Raw genomic sequence first — 19,405 nt, forward strand, 5'->3', positions numbered from 1 at the left:
TTATCATCCACCGCTAACAGGCGGGATTAATGCGACTATATCTCCAGCTTTTATCATCTCTTCATTCATTACAAACTCTTCGTTAACAGCGACCATCACTTTATCCAACGATTGTAAACAATAGCTGGCTTTAAGCCATTCTTTTAATTGTTGCACTGTCATTTCTTGCTTTTCTGAAATCACTAATCGATCCGATCCAACTTCCTCACGCAAATTTGCAAACAATAAAATTATAATCATTTTCTCATTCTTCCTTCTTTGGTTTTCCTTCTGGATATGGTGTATTTTCAAGTTGATCTCCAATCCACATCGTTCCATCTTCCCAAAATTCTTTTTTCCAAATTGGAACAATTCGTTTTATACGTTCAATCGCGTACTCATTCGCTTCATAAGCTACTTTACGATGCGGTGATGAAACTGCAATGACTACCGCAATATCCATTATTTCTAGCCGCCCTACACGGTGCGTAATTGCTACTTTTGTATCCGGCCATCTTTCACAAATTTCTTCTCCAATTCTCATAAGTTGTTTTACTGCCATCGGTTTATATGCTTCATACTCTAAATGTAGCGTTCGTTTTCCTTTTGTTAATTCTCTCACCGTACCAATAAATGTTGTAATCGCACCTGCTTCTCTTCTTGCGACTTTATTCGTTACTTCTTCAACTAAAATCGGATTATCTACAATCTCAAATAGCACTTGTTCCATTAAAACCACCTCTCACTTTATGAAATGTCCAAGGCCATTCACTACCTTCGTTATCTTCTAATAAAAGAACATCGACAAACATATCTTTTTTATATCCTCTTGTCCCGCCCGGCAATACGATAAACGCGTTGGATTTTGCCAATGAAGAAACTGAGCTAGATTTATCAAACCCTGATGGATAAGCGATTAATTTCCCCTCATCATATTGCAATTTTGCTCGTACAAATCTTGTAAATGGATTCGGTTTTAGAAAATCTTCTCCTAATAACGCTTTTTCTCTTTTTAAATGTACTTTTTCACTAAACATATACGTCCGAATACACGGTCTTACGAATAATTCAAACCCTACGTAACAAGCTGATGGATTTCCTGATAAACCAAATAATAACTTGCCATTTAATTGTGCTACAGTCGTAACACTTCCTGGTCGCATTGCAACTTTATTAAAAAGAACAGATGCACCTAACTTTTCGTAAATAGCTGGTAAATAATCATAATCTCCTACTGATACACCGCCCGTTGTAATTAACATATCTACTTGGCCAAGCGCTTCTTTCACAGCTGTAAAACACGTATTAAAATCATCACTAAACTTCCCAAAATATTTTACTCTTCCGCCCGCTCTTCGAATTTGAGACAATATCATGTACGTATTACTGTTTCGGATTTTCCCTGGCTGTAATGAATCATTGACATCCAGTAATTCACTCCCAGTCGCTAACAGTCCAATTACAGGCTTTCTCGCAACTGGTACTTCACTATAACCGAATGTAGCAAGAAGAGCTGAAATACCTGGATTAATGTACGATCCTTTCTTTGCAAGAACCGTTCCTTTACGAGCATCTTCACCTTGAAAAGAAATATTGTCGCCCTTTTTGAATGATCGCTTCACTTCCATATAATTGTTGCCATTCTTCTCATATTGACGAGTCAGCTCTAACATAACAACCGCATCACACCCATTCGGAATTTGTGCTCCCGTCATAATTCGAACTGCTTGAAACGGAGCTACTTTCTCATGGAATAGCGATCCTGCACCAATTTCACCCACTACTTCAAATACAATTGGCGTTTCATAACTTGCTAAATTAGTATCTTCTGCTCGAATAGCAAATCCGTCATATGGCGAACGATTAAATGACGGTACATCATGGTCAGCTACTAAATCCTCTGCTAATATACGTCCATAAGCTAATTCAATTGGTAATAGCTCCTTTAAGCCTTTATCAGCAAATCCCATCACTTTACGAACAGCTTCTTCAACCGTAATTGGCACTCTTCTTTCCATTGTTGACACCCTCTCTATTAACCGAATACGCGATAATATAGTTGTTTCGCTTTCGAAATATCATTTGTACCATGAATAAAAACACGACCATCTCGAAAAACAACCACGCGGTAATCATCGAATTGGCAAGATAGTAAATACGGATTCCGATCTACTTTCCCCAGTTTTTGTAATACTTTTTCTATATCATCAAAATTGTATTTCCTATTGTCTACTGTTCTAATTTGAACTGTATTTCTTCCGCATAAAACAGCTGCTTTCGTTTGATTTTCGTATAATAAATAAGGATAAGTTCGATTTGAACCGCATGAGAGACAAGCGTCTGTTTTTATTTTCCCTAATTTTATAAAATGATTTTGATTACTCCATATATCAAACATGAAAAATGTTTTTCTAATTGCTGAGAAATCTTCCACTAAAATTTTGAGTGCTTCTGCCACTTGATATGCTGCGACGATTTGAACAGTAGGGCTAATAATTCCAGCGGTATCACATGTCACACCTGTAACAGGAATATTTTTAAGCATACAATGTAAACACGGTGTCTCTTGTGGAATAATTGTATAACTCATACCATACGATCCAACGCAAGAACCATATACCCACGGAATATTATGTTTTTGTGATAAATCATTTATTACAAATCGAATATCAAAATTATCTGTTGCATCAATGATTACATCTACATTTTTTAATAGACCTTCCATATTTTCTGAAGTTGCATCCATTACGAAAGCATGTATTTGTACTTCCGAATTAATTTGTTCTAGCCGATTTTTTGCAGCAATTGCTTTCGGCATTTTCTCTCTCGCATTTTGTTCAGAGTACAATTGTTGCCTTTGTAAATTACTCCATTCAACGTAGTCACGATCAATAATCGTCAACTTGCCAACACCTGCACGTACGAAACTTTCGGCACTTGCACTTCCTAATGCGCCTGCCCCTACAATTAACACATGTTTATTTCGAATTTTTTCTTGTCCTTTACTCCCAATTGGTTTGAACAACTGTTGTCGTGAATACCGATCAGCCATTACATACCCTTCCTCTCAAGAACTCTATTTCATATTAGAATGTTGTTTCTGATAACAAGCAAAGTAAGCAAAACCAACAAACCCAGCTCCTCCAATTACATTTCCGATAAAAACAGGAACAAAATTTTTAGCCAAATCCATCCACGTTAGATGACCAGCAAAAATAACAGCGGAAATGACAAACATATTTGCTACTACTTGCTGAAATCCAATCACTACAAATGCCATAATTGGAATCCAAATTCCGATGATTTTTCCGACAAAATCACTCGTCCCGTAAGCGAGCCAAAGAGCAAGACAAACGAGCCAATTACAACCAATTGCTAAAATTAAAGTTCTCCCAAATGATTCATGTAACTTCCCTTCCGCTATCGCTACCGTTTTATTTAAATACTCTCCCTCTGTTAATCCGCCAAGATGCCCAAAGCAATACGCAACGAAAATTGCCCCAATAAAATTCATGAGAGTAATCCAAACCCAGTTATTCAGTACGCTTATCAATGTAATTTTCTTTGCATAAAGCGCCATAGACAGTGACATCATATTTCCCGTAATTAATTCTCCTCCTGCTAATACTACGAGCATGAGTCCAACAGGAAATACTGCTCCTCCTAAAACATTCACTAGACTTCCCCAGCGCTCAGGTAAATTCCCTAAAACTCGAATGTTAAGTAAAAAACCTATCGCAATAAACGCTCCTCCTAAAAAACCGAGAATAAGCATCGCTGGCAATGTCTGTCTTACTTTTTGAACACCGGCCTCAATGACAAGCTCAGCAATTTGTTCCGGCTTATGAAATGCCATTACCCATTCCTCCATTTTCTCCAAATAAAAAAGCAGCTTCAAAAAACCTCCTCAAAATAAAGGTTTTTGAATGCTGCTTAATTTCTCTGCACATCTTTTACAGAGATATCAATCATCACTTTTACTATAAAATAGAAAATCCACAACTCTTGTAAATTTTCCATTTTTCACTATGAAGCTAGCTTTATATATTAACCACCGATATGTGACATTTCAATTTTAGGTATTGTTTTCTTATTTGTATGATTTAAGCGTTCATCTGAATAACGATCTTCCCTATTATTCCATATATCGCGTACTACATCTGTAATGTCCTCATCTGTATGTTCAGAACGAAGCAATTCTCTTAAATCATTTCCTTTAGAAGCAAATAAGCAAGTATATAATTTTCCTTCTGCAGAAATACGAGCTCTCGTACATGATGAGCAAAAAGAATCTGTTACTGATGAAATAATACCTATTTCCTCATCGCTTCCTATATAACGATACCTAGTAGCCACTTCACCAGAATAATTTGCTTCTATCCGTTCTAACGGCATAACTTGATGAATCGTATCTACTATTTCTTGTTTAGAGACGACCTCTTTTAAATCCCAACCATTATAATTTCCAACATCCATATACTCAATAAAACGAAGAATATGCTTATTTTCCTTAAAATATTGCGCCATCTGCAAAATGTCCTGTTCGTTTTTTCCCTTTTGAACGACCATGTTTATTTTAATTTTCATTCCAACTTCAGCTGCAGCCTGTATTCCTTCCAGAACCCTTTGCACTTTGCTCCTATTACCATTTAAATAGAAAAACCGCTCTTCTTCTAAGGAATCTAAGCTAACTGTTACACGTGATAGTCCCGCCTTATATAAATCAGGAGCAAACTTTTTAAGTAACGATCCATTGGTTGTTAAACCGATATCTTCTACACCATCAATTTTATTAAGGCGCTCAATAAGCTTTGGAAGCCCTCTTCGAAGTAACGGTTCTCCGCCCGTAATCCGTAATTTTCTCACACCTAAAGAAACGAAAATACGTGTTATCCTTTCAATTTCATCAAAAGATAAAATTTTATCATTAGACAAAAACGAGTAATCAGGACCAAATATTTCTTCTGGCATACAATATCGACAGCGAAAATTACAGCGATCAGTAACTGAAATGCGTAAATCCTTTAACGGACGTTGCAACTTGTCTAATGTAACTGATTTCATCTTCATTGCCTCACTTTTATTTTATATTTAAAACACGTTCTGGATGGGTATATACATTTAAGGAGTGATTACGAATAAATCCTATTGTCGTAATACCTAAATCTTCCGCTAGTTGCAAAGCTAACTCAGTTGGAGCTGATTTTGATAGTATAATTTCACAACCGATTTTTGCAACTTTCAATAATATTTCCGAAGAAATACGACCACTAAAAACAATGATTTTATCTTTTATAGAAATATCGTTTCTTAAACAATAACCGTAAATTTTGTCTAATGCATTATGCCTACCAATATCCATTCGACTTAAAATAATACCATTCACATCACATAAAGCTGCATTATGAACCCCACCAGTATGATGAAACGTATCCGCAGATTGCTGCATTTCTTTCATTAACCGAAAACAATCCTCTGCAGCAACCTGTACATGGACACCCTTCATTTTTTTTGCACTTAGTGCATCATTTGCAAAAACAAACCCTTGCCTACTCATACCACAACAAGACGTAATATAGCGTTTATTTTGCATTTGTTCATAATACGGATTTACTTTTGTCGTTGTTACATGCACAAATCCTTCTTTCTCCTGCACCCATACACTATCAATATCTTCATACTTCCGAATGATTCCTTCAGACGCTAAGAAGCCTATTACCATATCTTCTATATATTCTGGAGTACTAACCATTGTAACAAACTCCTGTCCGTTCATTTTAATGGTGACAGGAAACTCTGTTACAATGCTGTCCTCTATATGTTTAAATGCTCCTTGTTCATAACGAAAGATTTCTCTTTCTACCTGTATCGGTTTCACGATCAGTATCCTTCTCTCACGTTATATTTTTATCAAAAACAAATACAGAAACTGCAATATCTTCTTCTACTTTCATATCTGAAAACAAATTCACTAATTTCGCTCCAACAAGTTCCTCCAAATGTTCACGTGAATTCACAGCATACACCTCTTGAATCATTTTCGTTCTAGCCATATGAACCATTTCCGCACCGTCCATCGTACTTGAAATAAATTTTTCAGTAGGTGTTAAGTTTCCATAAAGAGTCGCTATAGCCATATTTTCTGCAAAAACAGTATGAATTCGTTCTGGTCCTTTTCCGAAAAGTTCTTTTCGAAGTTTTCGTATCATATCATTAAATTCATGTACTTTTTTTGACATACAATCATACCTCCCAAAAGCCTCATTTTACTTTATTATATATTTTACCAAAATGAGCCTTCCGCCCAAACTATTTCGTACAAATATTTAGGCGGAAAGGTTCACTTCATGAAGTTTATTCGTCTTTTAACCCTTTCCCCATACCTTTTAAGAAATGAAGCCCAAACCCGATAGCACGGTTAATATCTGGGTCTTTCAATACTTTCATAAGATCGAATACCCCTACTTTTTTATTACTTTCTAGATGTTCATTACCTTCTTCTAGCCCGACTAATAAACTACCTATAAGCTTTTTCGTAAGTTCTGGGTCAAGTTCAGTTAACGCCCCTGCAGCACCCATCATATTATTAATTAAATTTGTAACAGGCTCACGAGTTACTTGACCTAGAACGATCTTTGCAATTGGTTCTTTCGCTTTCAGCATAGAATTTGCAGCTTCTAGCATTCCAATGTCATTTAATTCCCCTACTATATTAAACATCTGATTTAGAGCTTCTTCATTATTAGTTAAAAGCTCCTTTAAATCATCTAATTTTTGCTGTTTTATTTCTTCCTCAGTTAATTCTTGTTTTTGAATCATTTTTATAGGTGCAGCCATAGTTTTCTCCTCCTACTTATCCGTTAAATGCACATACCCTGGACGTGCCCACTTACGATGTACCTCAATGCCAGCTTGAGGGTGACGTTTTTTATTGCGTGGGTTCGCTTTTGGCATCGGATTTTCGCCATCAACTTCTAACACTTCCATACGCACTTTCGTTTGTTTATACGCAGGTGTATTCGTACGTACATCCACAGCAGGACCTGTTAAGAAATTAATTGCCGTTTCGTTATCTGTAGAGTTCATCGGTAAATATAACTCATTCGCTTTTACACGATCTGTAACGAGTGCACGTAATTTTAATGCTCCAAAAGGAGAGACAAGACGAACTAACGAACCTGTTTTTACGCCACGTTCTTTTGCAAGGTCTGGAGAGATTTCAACGAAAACACCAGGTACTTTCGTTTGAATACCTGTTGATTTATTTGTCATATTCCCTTCATGGAAATGCTCAAGCATACGACCGTTGTTAATGTGAAGGTCGAACTCAGCTGGAAATTCAGCTGGACGTACCCAGTCAGCAATCGCAAAACGAGCTTTTTTATCTGGGAAGTTAAATCCATCTTGGAACAGAAGTGGTGTATTTGTTCCATCAAAACTTCCCCAATGGAAACTGTTCCATCCTTCAAGCACTTCATAGTTCGCTTGCGAGAACAATGGTGATAAACTTGCCATTTCAGCAAAGATTTCACTTGGGTGGCTATAATTCCAGTTTGCACCTAGTTTATTCGCAACTTCCTGGACGATCCACCAGTCTGGTTTCGCGTCTCCTAGCGTAGGAAGAACTTGATATAATCTTTGGACACGGCGCTCTGTATTTGTGAAAGTACCTTCTTTCTCAAGAGATGGCGCTGCTGGTAATACAACATCTGCATATTGAGCAGTTTTAGAAAGGAAAACATCTTGCACAACGAAGAAATCAAGGCTAGATAACACTTCATGTACATGATTTGCATTAGAATCTACAAGAGCCATATCTTCTCCGACAAGATACATTGCTTTCATTTTTCCTTCGTCAATTGCGTGAAGCATTTCAATATTATTAAGACCTGGTTCACTATCAATTTTCACTCCGTAAGCAGTTTCAAATTTCGCACGTTCCATTTCGTTAGTAACGTGCTGATATCCTGGAAGCCATCCTGGTAAAGTACCCATATCACAAGCACCTTGTACGTTATTGTGACCTCGAAGTGGGTATGCACCTGCTCCTGGACGACGATAGTTCCCTGTTGCAAGAAGTAAGTTTGAAATTGCAGCGGAAGTATCAGAACCACCTGTATTTTGCGTTACCCCCATACCCCAAAGGATACATGTACCATCTGCATCACGAATCATTTCAGCCATTTGAATAAGTGTTTCTTTTGAAATACCTGTTACTTCTTCTGCATATTCAAGTGTATATTCTTCTAGGCTCTCTTTGAAATCTTCAAAGAAGTTTACATTCTCATTAATAAATTCCTGATCATGCCAACCTTGATCGATCATATATTTCGTAACAGCCATTAACCATACTTGATCTGTTCCTTGTTTTGGACTAATAAAGACATCTGATCGCTCTGCCATTTCGGTTTTACGAAGATCAGCTACAATTAACTTTTGTCCGTGTAATTTATGTGCACGTTTAATACGTGTAGCTAGAACAGGATGACCTTCTGTCGGATTACATCCCACAATAATAACAAGACCAGATTGCGCAATATCTTTAATCGTTCCGGCATCACCGCCGATACCAATTGTACGGAACAAACCATCCGTTGCTGGTGATTGGCAATAACGTGAGCAGTTATCAATATTATTCGTTCCAAATACTTGTCGAGCTAATTTTTGAATTACATAATTGTCTTCATTTGTAATTTTAGAGGAAGAAATAAATCCAATAGAACCTTTACCGTACTCTTCTTTAATAGCGCCTAATTTATTTGCAACTACATTCAGTGCTTCTTCCCATGTAGATTCAACAAACGTTCCATTTTTACGAATTAAAGGTTTTGTTATTCGTTCTTTAGAATTTACGAAATCCCAACCAAATTTCCCTTTTACACAAGTGGAAATTGCATTAACTGGTGCATCTGAAGATGGCTGTACTTTAAGGATTTTACGCCCCTTCGTCCACACTTCAAACGAACAACCTACACCACAAAATGTACATACTGTTTTCGTTTTCTTCGTACGAGTATCACGCATGGCCGCTTCCACTTCTGATACCGCAAAAATACCGCTATACCCAGGCTCAACTTCTTTAATTAAATCTACCATCGGTTCAAGAATATCTGGTTTTAATCCCGTCATAAATCCAGCTTCACCGAGCATCGTTTTCTCCATTAAAGCGTTACAAGGACAAATCGTTACACATTGACCACAGCTAACGCATGAAGAATCATTAATATTTACTCCTTTATCCCAAATAACTCGTGGGCGTTCCGCTTCCCAGTCTATCGATAACGTTTCATTTACTTGTAAGTTTTGACACACCTCAACGCATTGACCGCATGCAATACATTGATTAGGATCATAGCGATAAAACGGATGCGTCATATCAACTTCACTTACATCTACTTTCGGTTCATACGGATATTTTTGATGTTCGATTTCCATTAATTCTGCTGTATTATGCAGTTTACAGTTCCCATTGTTGTTGTCACATACTGTACAGTATAATAAATGATTTTCTAGTAACCGATCCATCGCCTCTGTTTGTGCTTCTTTTGCGCGAACAGAAGCACGTTCAATGTTCATACCTTCCGTTGCTATCGTCGAACAAGAACGCATTAACTTTCCGTCAACTTCTACAATACAAGTGTCACATGTTTGAATAGGATCTACTTCTGGCACGTAACAAATTTGCGGATGTTCAATCCCGTTCTCATTAATAACACCCAATATCGTCGAACCAGGCTCCGCTGTATACTTTTTTCCGTCAATTGTAATATGAACCATGTTGTCATTCATGGTCTTTCCCCCTTTTTGAGAATAAAAAAACTCCACCACGAAAATATACGCACCACATTTTTGGCACGCTATCATCATGGTGGAGTAGTTTATTAGCACATCTTGCTAAAATACCAATCCATTTATTCATAAATAAAACGATAGATTCATAACAGGTCATATCACGATTCCATCTTTAACACTATAATTATAGCGTTAAAGTTAAAAATATACAATATAAAATTTAAACTACGCATATGTCAGCTTGTAACTATCCATAATAATCCATATAAAACATAACAAGGAGTAAGCGAACAAATGGGGTCTTTTAATAAATGGATTCGTGGTGAAAAATCTTTTTCTACCCAAGAGCAAGCTAATCACACATTAAATAAATCTATCTCTTCTTCCCTTTCCCTTAATTTAAAGCACTTGTCCAAACTGTTTAGCGGTATTCCAGAATTAATAACACGCACTTTTCCATTAAAAAACGGACAGGAAGCTGCACTTATATATATGGAAGGACTTGTAGACAAAACTGTTATTAACGTAAACATTCTTCGTCCTCTCTTATTTAAAGAGTGGAATGAAGACGATTTTTGGGAAGCCTCTGTTTCTATCGGAAATATTAAAAAAGTTCAACAGTGGACAGACATTGAACAATCTCTTTTACACGGCAAAAGTATTTTATTTATAAACGGGCAACTATCCGCTTTAGAGCTTGATACGCAAGCGGCACCAAAAAGGAGCATTGAAGAACCTACAACAGAGAGCTCCATAAAAAGCTCACACGAAGGATTTAATGAAGTAGCGAGCGACAGCCTTGCACTTATTCGTCGATATATTCCAAATCGCGAATTGAAAGTGAAGGAATTCACTGTTGGTGAACGAGCTACTTCAAAGGTTTTTTTGCTTTATCTAGCAGATGTTGCGAACGAAAATGTCGTAAAAGAAATGGCATCCCGTATCGAGTCAGTAAAAGTTGATGCGATTCTTACTACTGGTGAATTAGAGGGATTTGTTGAAGATAATTCCTTTACTCTCTTTCCGCAATTATCAATAACTGAACGTCCTGACACAACAACACATCATATTCTAGATGGGCGAATTGCCGTTATTGTAGATCGCTCACCAGGCGTATTAATAGGACCTATGACCTTTTCATCCTTTTTTCAGACGATAGATGATTACAGCTTCAGACCTATGATTCCATCTTTTATACGACTCCTTCGTTTCACTGGACTATTTATTGCAATATTTGCTCCTGCTCTTTATATTGCTATGATTTCCTTTCATTATGAAGTAATTCCACTTAAATTATTGTTAACAATTGGAGAATCTCGAGCCAAAATTCCTTTTCCGCCTATATTAGAAGCACTTTTGATGGAATTAGTACTTGAAATGCTACGCGAAGCTGCAGTTCGACTTCCCGGTCCCGTCGGACAAACAATTGGCGTCGTAGGAGGGATTGTTATTGGACAAGCTGCAGTTCAAGCAGGAATCGTAAGTAATGTTATGGTTATCGTCGTATCTATTACCGCAGTCGCTTCTTTTATCATTCCCAATCTGGAAATGTCAGCAGGAGTTCGGATTCTTCGCTTTCCAATGATGATAATCGCTTCTTTATTCGGAGTCATTGGAATTATGGTTGGAATGTCAGTTATCATCATCCATATTCTTTCTATGGACTCACTTGGTGTTCCTTACGGTAGTCCTTTTTCTCCATCATTTGCTACGGATTTAAAAGACGTTCTTGTGCGTTTGCCATGGAAACTAATGAAGAAACGACCACTATCCCTTAACTTAAAACAAGAAAATCGACAACCGGATATAGAAGAAAAGGAGGAAGATAAGTGACAAAGCGTGTAAAGAGGGAGATTAGTTTATTTCAATACATTTTAACGATTAGTGGTGTTCAAGTAGGATTCGGTGTACTTACACTGCCACGTGAAGTGGCCCAAGGGGCGAATACAGATGGCTGGATGTCTATTATTATAGGGTCAGTCTATGTATTGTAAAAATCATGGAGAAGCATCCTGGTTACCATTTACTTGATGTGCTAACTCGTTATCTTGGAAAATGGTTAGGAAGAGTAGGAATGATTTTTTGGATTTTATATGCTGTTCTTGCAGCGGTTTCTTTAATTTTTTCCCTCTTATACGTTATTCACATTTGGATTTTGCCTAGATCTCCAATGTTTTTAATCATGATGCTATTATCTATTCCAATGGTAATGCTCGCATATAAAGGTGTTCTTATTATTAGCCGCTATGCTGTTTTTACTGTCTTATTTACACTCTGGATGCCATTACTATTATTTATCCCACTTAAAGATGGGCATTGGATCTATCTTCTTCCTCTCCTTAAAGAGGGATGGATACCAGTTTTCAACACAGTAAAATCAACTATTATTGCCTTTCTCGGATTTGAGTTTGCATTCGTCCTTTATCCTTACCTCAGTAATAAATCATCTGCAAAAAAAGGGATTGTTCTTGCGAATTTGATTACTTTATTCGTTTACCTGCAAGTGACGTTCGTTTCTTTCCTTTATTTTAGCCCAGATGGTATAACTAAGTTTTTATGGCCTACCCTTTCTCTCGTTACACCATTTCACTTCTCATTTCTTGAGCGATTTGAAATTATCTTTTTGTCATTTTATCTCTTTATTATTTTTGATTCTTGCATTCCTTATATTTTTACTGCTTCAGATGGAATCAATCAATTACTTAACAAAAAAAGGAGTTCATTACCTATTTATGGTTTATTATTCGGGTGTATCTTCATCTTATTCTTTTATATCCCTTCCTCTTACCAAATAAGTGCGTTGCGAGAATTTTGGGGAACTGCAAGTTATTTTATCGTTTTTCTATTCCCGGTCGTATTTCTCTTATACATGACACTTTATCAGCATTGGAAAAGGAGCAGAGTTTAAATGAGGCGCTTTATTCATTTCACTATACTTTACTTTCTCATAACCTTTTTAACAGGCTGTGGAGATCGACTCGACTTAGAAAAACAATCGATTTCATTAATTTACGGCTTTGATGCAAAAGCAAAAGGAAAATTAATTGTGTACCACGTAAATCCTATTTTTAATGAAGACGTAGAAAAAAAGTACGAAACACATGAAGCGAAAGTACGTACACCTCGAGAAGCAAAAGCAACGTTTAATAGTTCAAGTGGCGGTTTAGTATCTACAGAAAAGTTACAGCTCATTTTATTTAGCACAAATTTTTTAAAACAAGAAGGGGCTATGCCTTACCTTGATGTTTGGTATCGTGATCCTAAAAACACTGGAAACATGCGCATGGTTGCAGTAGACGGTCCAATTTCTTCAGTTATATATAATAACTTTAAAGATAAGCCTGCCCTTCCCGAGTATTTAACAGATTTAATTAATACGAACAAACTGTACAATCGGACCGTTTTTACGACATTCCATGAATTTCACAGGCAAACGTTTAATAAAGGTATAACACCTGCTATTTCAGAAATAAAAAAAGGTAAAAAGGATGTTATCGTTACTGGTTCCGCGCTATTAACTTCTCGCGGAATTTATAAAATGTCATTAAATCGTTATGAAAGCGCCCTTCTTCTTTTGTTACAAAAGAAAGCGAATACACCGGTTTCGCTTACATTGAAAATCCCTTCTACTTCAGTTGAAAGTAATAGTGATTTAAAAGATACCGATGGCGGCGATTTCGTAACAATAAATGTTCTTAGCATGGATCGTGATATCCATACAGATTATAGCGATAACCACTTCAAATTTCATGTTAAAATGGATTTGAAAATTGCTGTCTCTGAACTTACATTCAATATGGATATAGACAAAGATAGAAAGAAATTAACTTCTCTTATTACAAAACAACTAAACAAAGATTTGAACGATTTAATCCACAACATTCAAAAACAGCAACTTGATCCATTCGGATTTGGTGATTATGCGAGAGCGTTTCAATATAAAGAATGGAAACAAGTCGAAGTTGATTGGCCGAGTGCCTTTTCAAAAGCTAATGTGAAAGTGGCACCAACTATTAAAATTTTAGAAAATGGGATTATTAAATAGAAAAAACACGCTACTTGTTCTTATATGAATAAGTAGCGTGTTTTCATTTCCATTACAAGTATTATTTCAATGGACTATACTTTATTTCTATTTCTAACATTACTATGTTTTTTAGCATATACAAAATATATGAAAACCCCTATTATAATCCATGCCACAAAACTAATTAAAGTAAGCTTAGAAAGGTTCAATGCCAAATATATACAACTTACTATTGAAACGATAGGTAAAAAAGGTACTAGAGGGGCACGGAATGGCCTCTTCATATTAGGATGTGTCTTTCTTAATACAATGACAGCTATAGATACAAACACAAATGCTGTTATCGTTCCCATATTCACTAAATTAGCTAATAAATTCAAATCCACTAATCCCGCTAATAAAGCTGCTAGTATACCTGTAACCCACGTATTAAAAAATGGAGTTTGTAAACGTTTATGGACACTTGAAAGTCTTTTTGGTAACAGTCCATCTCGACTCATCGAGTAAGATACACGAACAAATGCAAACATAGCTACTAACAGAACTGTTGTTAGCCCTGCTATCGCTCCCACCGATAACAACCCAGCAATTCTATCTTCTCCTACAGTGCGCAACGCATATGCAACCGGATCAGCAACATTTAATTCCGTAAACGGAACCATTCCAGTTAGCACGAATGAAACACCTACATATAGAACGGTACAAATGAACAAGGAAACAAGTAGCCCAATTGGCACGTTACGTTGTGGACGCTTCACTTCCTCTGCGGCTGTTGCAACTGCATCAAATCCTAAAAAAGCAAAAAATACAGTAGCAGCGCCCCCTACCACACCGTGAAAACCAAACGGTAGAAATGGTTGCCAATTCTCTGGTCTTACATATTGTGTCCCTACAACAATAAATCCTACAATAACAGCCAGTTTAATAATAACCATTATATTATTAATTCGTGCACTTTCTTTTGCACCACGGCTTAATAAAAATGTAACAACTAAAATAATAAGAACTGCTGGTAAATCAATGATTCCACCCTTCCCCATTCCTGGTGCCGAAGCAAAAACCGTAGGAATGTGAATATTAAAACCTAGTAGCAATGACTGAAAATATGCTGACCAGCCTGCTGCAACCGCAGAAGTCGCTAATAAATACTCCAGCATAACACACCAGCCAACTATAAATGCAAAAATCTCACCTAGTGTCATATATGTATATGAATATACACTTCCCGAAACTGGAACTGTAGATGCAAATTCAGCATAACAGAAAGCTACACATGCACATATAATTGCCGCTAATACAAAAGATAATACAATCGCCGGACCAGCATGTTTCGCTGCTACAATACCAGTTAATACGAAAATACCTGTACCAATAATTGCTCCAATACCTAAAAGAGTTAAATCAATCGCTCCTAAAGTTTGATTCAATACTTTTTTCTTTTCTTCATCCATTGCTTTCTTTATGAAAAGACTCATTCTTTGAAACCTCTTTTTCAAGTTTATCTCTTACTTGTTACATTCTTTATTACTGTTCTATTTTAAAAATAAAAATATACATAGTTCACTTCCCCTATAGACTTAGTAACCCGTCTCAATAAAAACAGAAAAATCAATCTCTTTATACCGTATTGAATTTTCAAAATATTAACCATACCAAAAAACCATTAAGAATGCTGATTGAATTTATCATACAATTAATTATATTGTCAATAATAAATCACTCAAAAATAATCGGCTGATTATGTATCAAATGTTATTTTTATACATAATTATTTTCTCAAAAACATTGTTGTTTTCCACCTTAATATTCATATGCATTTTATTACATTGATTTTCATACAATTTTCATTACATACAATGTAATGAAAATCATAATAACCTCAAATGAATTATTATTCAAAAATAATAATTCATTTGAGGTTATGTCACCATTTTAATACTAACAAAAAAGTGCAGATTTTCATCTGCACTTTTTTTTATTCTTCCACTTCAGCTTCTGCACTACTATTTTCAAGATGCTCCTTCTGAGCTTCCTCTTGCAACTCTGCTGAAATCATCCCATAATAAAGTTCCGGATATAACCCAAATATTTGATATACACTTCCTAAAAACGGCATCAGAATCCCTCTTTTCTAAAGTTGTATTGCCACTTTTAAGGATTCCCTTTTCATTCATTATACATTCGTTTTTGGCGTTTCTTCTTCATCTTGAACACTTAATAAATTTTGCCATTTTTTATACGGAGCGCTATTTGGATCTACATATCCTTTTGCATGCGAGCGATCCCACAATTGTTTAATAAACATTTCTTTCTCTTTCTTTGCCACCATATCGGCACCTGTACCGTAATAGTTCTGGAAATACAACTCGATTTCATCGAGGAATAGTCTTAATAATTCATCTGATGTTTCTTCTAATGTCGGATCATACTTCGCTTCACGGTCATACATTAAAATCATATCTAAAAGATTGTGGACATGTTCTTTTCTAAGCCATCTTACATCTTGGGCTCCTAATACGAACGGATGTGTATATAAATGTCCACCTTGTATCATCGCCTTTTCTTGCTCTTCTTCAAATCGTGACAAGATGTTTTCATAAATAAACGGATTATGAAGCAATGCTCTGTGTAATTTATAACTTTCGCTTGAAATATTTTTCCCCATCGACTGAATTAAAAAGCTACGTCCTACACCGTTATATTGATACACAAATTGTCCATCAACAGCAACTAAACTAATCCAGCGATACATATATGCGTATAGTAATGCACGATTACATTTATCATAATCTAATTTTGTTTGAGTCGCGTTTAAATCTGGCATAAAGGCTGGTAAGTGCCAATACTTATCTAAATGCGGCGTTAAACTAGATTTTTTACTATTTAATTTATTTACACGGCGATAATACGATTGGAAATAGTCACCTTTATCATTCATAAATCCGTTTGAAATATGTCCTGATGATAATTTAGGAAAATCTTGCAGCGATAAGCCGTAATGCGCTCGATAACAGATTACTTCAAATGGCGAAAAGGCTTCATGTACTGTATCTTTTTCTTTAAACATTTCTTGAATTAATTCCTCTTGCAGCTCTTTCTTTAAAGAAGGATGTATACCCCAATATTGTAATTCCCTATGATGAGCAACTTTCGGAACGAATGGACTCGCTAAATGGAACAGGTCTTCAATTTTTTCACGAACGTATTCATCGCGATCACGTTTCTTATAATCTGCTTCTTTTCGCAACGCTTCAATGATATTCAGTTCTAATTTATCACGATAGCGTACTTGCAGTTCGTCATAACAATAGCTCAGTATATGTTCTCGGTAGAAATCCTCTACCTTTTTCGACTGAATCTCTTCTGTTTTCGCATCACGACAATATTCCCCGTACAAACTCATATAAATTTCCGCTGATATATCTTTCGGTAGTACACCTAAATTTAAATGTTGCTGCATATCTTGCCATATCTTTTCTTGCAGCTGTTCTTCAGCTAATACATATACATTCGTCGGGTTTGTTTTCCCTTCAAATTCCTTACTGCGCTTTTGGATTTCAAACAGTAAATTTTCACGTGTTTCATGTAAATTATCAAAAAATCTTTCCCAATATTGAATCATTTTATTAACTGCTTGATATAGCGATTGATATACAAGTTCTAATAGCATTTCTTTTCGATATTCATTTAATTTGTGTACATATTGCGTTATAATGTCTTCAAATTCTCTTTTGAATAAACGTTGCTGATTATTAATCATTTTTCCAAACCAGCCTTGTTGTTGAGCAATTTCTACTCGGCGTACAGCCGTTACCGTTCCATCGATATTACCCACATTAAATTTTTTATCGTAGTTTTGAATTACATTTCGCTTTTGTTCATTATTTTCATGTAGTCGATTCATTTTTTCCACTAACTGCTTTCGAATTTCATATAACATAAAACGTGCTGCTACTGGGTGAACTGGATCTGTTTTCTTTAAAAACCATGTATTTAATTGATAGGACTGCCCTTCAGAACCACTTGGTGAAAAGCGGTCTGATTCAATCATGTCATATAAAAGTGTCGTTACATGTTCATGTACACGGCTCGGAATCGCATACGCATATAAACGAACCGCATGATCCACTCTTGCCACTTCACCTTTCATTTGTTCCATCATTTTCAGTTTCGCAGCTGAAATTTTACACTCATGTTGCAGACGATTTAATTCCTCATCTTTTTGCACCGTTCGTTGTACATAACTTTCTACAGCTTCTAAAAACAGTTTTGATTTCGCAACTCCGAGCTTACCACCCTCTGCTCCTTCACGTGTTTCATTGTACATTTGTCTATAGAAAATATGAGCTTGCTCTGGACGGGTAGCAAGATGTTCCAAGTCCTCTAAATAACTTTTACCTCTCTCCGGCTTTTCACGCTGCATCCCACGTTTTACATCTTGGTCATATCTTTGCTTCTTCTCTTGAAACAGTTGATCTAAATGAAGCCACGATTCATCTAAACCTTGCACAGCCCATTTTAAAGCACAATATTTTAACACATGCTCATACGGATAAATGAGTTTTGCCGTTCCTGCCCCGCAATATCGTCCTTTTCCGCTTGATTCTGCTAATTGCTGAATTTGATTGTCTTCTTGTGCAAAATGACTTGTGGACATCGGGCTAAATAACTGTAAATAAATTGTATTTGCCATCTGTTCCATATAATCTGATAAATTGTGTAAATGGTGTCCATGTAGGTTTTCATAATCGTATAAGAAACAATAATTGTACGGTAAATGATGTTGTTTAATTGTATGATTCGTTCTTCCGTCTTCATCTACTTGATCAGGGCGATACTCTAATTCAATTGTTACACCGCCGCGTTTTGATAATTCTCCAGTAGAACCGAGCGTAATAGCATGTAATTCTTTTAACGATGCATAGCCATTTGCTTGCACCGTTTCAAATTCTTTCGCGCTAACTGTTCTCGTCTTTACTAAAACATCCGGCATTAAAAACGCACCGCGTATTAAAATGTTATGATGCTGCAATTTCTTCCGAAGCATTTCACGTAAATATAATGCAATTTGCAGAAACATCCCTGAACCTGTTCCGCCTGCTAGTGATGTTACTATAATGACACGCACACCATATTCCGTTTGATCACTTGTAACCGGAAAAATTTTCTCGATTTCTTGCCAAAAAGACGTCAATTTATCTTCTTTCATCGCAGCACGTAACGCTAAACGTGAAATAACGCGTAACTGTCCTGCTCCTTCTGTTAATGGCTTATCAAGTATAGTCGGATCCATCGGAAACCACTCTGGGATCGTTGGATCTCCTGCAATATACTCCCTAGGCGTTTTACTAGAACTTGTTTGTGTCTTAAACTTTCGAATATGATCAAATTTACTTAATGTATTCACATCTGTATCAAATACGTGCATTGCTACCTTTTTTCGGCGCTCTTCAGGCAGTTTTTCATATATTTGATGCGTCACAGTACTACCGATTCCACCTAAACCAATTAATATTGTTGGAACTTGTAATGTCATGTGAACCACCTTCCTATTCTTGCTTGTTTGAAAAAAGGGAAAGAGAATGAATACTCCATCCCCTTCTTATC

The 19,405-nt window shown here is 36.2% G+C and carries 15 protein-coding genes and 1 pseudogene; 3 read left to right on the forward strand and 13 right to left on the reverse strand.

Annotated elements, in window-relative coordinates; all coding sequences use genetic code 11:
- Positions 1-3 precede the first annotated feature (3 nt).
- The 10 genes from moaD to fdhF form a co-directional block, all read right to left on the reverse strand.
- Positions 4-240, reverse strand: coding sequence for a molybdopterin converting factor subunit 1 (gene moaD / locus ACXKY9_RS17205; RefSeq protein WP_000583943.1), 237 nt, complete (start codon positions 238-240; stop codon positions 4-6).
- Positions 241-244: 4 nt separating this feature from the next.
- Positions 245-709: a molybdopterin synthase catalytic subunit MoaE gene (gene moaE / locus ACXKY9_RS17210; RefSeq protein ID WP_000438664.1), complete on the reverse strand. Its 465-nt coding sequence runs from the start codon at positions 707-709 to the stop codon at positions 245-247.
- Positions 690-1,997: a molybdopterin molybdotransferase MoeA gene (locus ACXKY9_RS17215; RefSeq protein WP_000442196.1), complete on the reverse strand. Its 1,308-nt coding sequence runs from the start codon at positions 1,995-1,997 to the stop codon at positions 690-692. The genes moaE and ACXKY9_RS17215 overlap by 20 nt, the downstream gene beginning before the upstream one ends.
- Before the next feature lie 17 nt (positions 1,998-2,014).
- On the reverse strand, positions 2,015-3,031 hold the full coding sequence (locus ACXKY9_RS17220; RefSeq protein ID WP_000785269.1) for a molybdopterin-synthase adenylyltransferase MoeB: 1,017 nt from the start codon (positions 3,029-3,031) through the stop codon (positions 2,015-2,017).
- 24 nt (positions 3,032-3,055) lie between these two features.
- The gene (locus tag ACXKY9_RS17225; protein ID WP_000863998.1) at positions 3,056-3,835 is read right to left on the reverse strand and encodes a formate channel; all 780 of its coding nucleotides are present in this window, start codon (positions 3,833-3,835) and stop codon (positions 3,056-3,058) included.
- A gap of 191 nt (positions 3,836-4,026) precedes the next feature.
- Positions 4,027-5,043, reverse strand: coding sequence for a GTP 3',8-cyclase MoaA (moaA, locus tag ACXKY9_RS17230; protein ID WP_000844124.1), 1,017 nt, complete (start codon positions 5,041-5,043; stop codon positions 4,027-4,029).
- Positions 5,044-5,059: 16 nt separating this feature from the next.
- Positions 5,060-5,857 (reverse strand): formate dehydrogenase accessory sulfurtransferase FdhD, encoded by a 798-nt coding sequence (gene fdhD, locus ACXKY9_RS17235; protein ID WP_000802689.1) that lies wholly within the window; start codon positions 5,855-5,857, stop codon positions 5,060-5,062.
- 16 nt (positions 5,858-5,873) lie between these two features.
- Entirely contained in the window at positions 5,874-6,218 is a 345-nt protein-coding gene (locus ACXKY9_RS17240; protein WP_000039583.1) for a Na-translocating system protein MpsC family protein, read from the reverse strand.
- 115 nt (positions 6,219-6,333) lie between these two features.
- Entirely contained in the window at positions 6,334-6,816 is a 483-nt protein-coding gene (locus ACXKY9_RS17245) for a helical membrane plugin domain-containing protein (protein ID WP_000729897.1), read from the reverse strand.
- A gap of 12 nt (positions 6,817-6,828) precedes the next feature.
- On the reverse strand, positions 6,829-9,768 hold the full coding sequence (fdhF, locus tag ACXKY9_RS17250) for a formate dehydrogenase subunit alpha (RefSeq protein WP_000999400.1): 2,940 nt from the start codon (positions 9,766-9,768) through the stop codon (positions 6,829-6,831).
- Between the two features lie 297 nt (positions 9,769-10,065).
- Here fdhF and ACXKY9_RS17255 point away from each other — a divergent pair, with 297 nt between their 5' ends.
- From ACXKY9_RS17255 to gerSC, 3 genes and pseudogenes are all read left to right on the forward strand, one after another.
- Positions 10,066-11,604 (forward strand): spore germination protein, encoded by a 1,539-nt coding sequence (locus ACXKY9_RS17255; protein ID WP_000534520.1) that lies wholly within the window; start codon positions 10,066-10,068, stop codon positions 11,602-11,604.
- Positions 11,601-12,679, forward strand: a pseudogene (locus tag ACXKY9_RS17260) (endospore germination permease). The gene ACXKY9_RS17255 and the pseudogene ACXKY9_RS17260 overlap by 4 nt, the downstream one beginning before the upstream one ends.
- Complete coding sequence (gerSC, locus tag ACXKY9_RS17265; protein ID WP_001252212.1) at positions 12,680-13,816, forward strand: spore germination protein GerSC; 1,137 nt, start codon at positions 12,680-12,682, stop codon at positions 13,814-13,816.
- Between the two features lie 74 nt (positions 13,817-13,890).
- On the opposite strand, the gene ACXKY9_RS17270 is transcribed toward gerSC, so the two are convergent.
- The 3 genes from ACXKY9_RS17270 to ACXKY9_RS17280 all read right to left on the reverse strand — a co-directional run bounded on the left by ACXKY9_RS17270 (position 13,891) and on the right by ACXKY9_RS17280 (position 19,334).
- Positions 13,891-15,273 (reverse strand): APC family permease, encoded by a 1,383-nt coding sequence (locus tag ACXKY9_RS17270; protein WP_000051665.1) that lies wholly within the window; start codon positions 15,271-15,273, stop codon positions 13,891-13,893.
- A 500-nt stretch (positions 15,274-15,773) separates the two neighbouring features.
- A complete protein-coding gene (locus ACXKY9_RS17275) occupies positions 15,774-15,914 on the reverse strand; it encodes a hypothetical protein (protein WP_001116193.1) in 141 nt (46 codons plus the stop codon).
- 57 nt (positions 15,915-15,971) lie between these two features.
- A complete protein-coding gene (locus ACXKY9_RS17280; RefSeq protein ID WP_000175107.1) occupies positions 15,972-19,334 on the reverse strand; it encodes a tubulin-like doman-containing protein in 3,363 nt (1,120 codons plus the stop codon).
- Positions 19,335-19,405: the final 71 nt, after the last annotated feature.

It is taken from the genome of Bacillus sp. 2175, assembly GCF_057812155.1.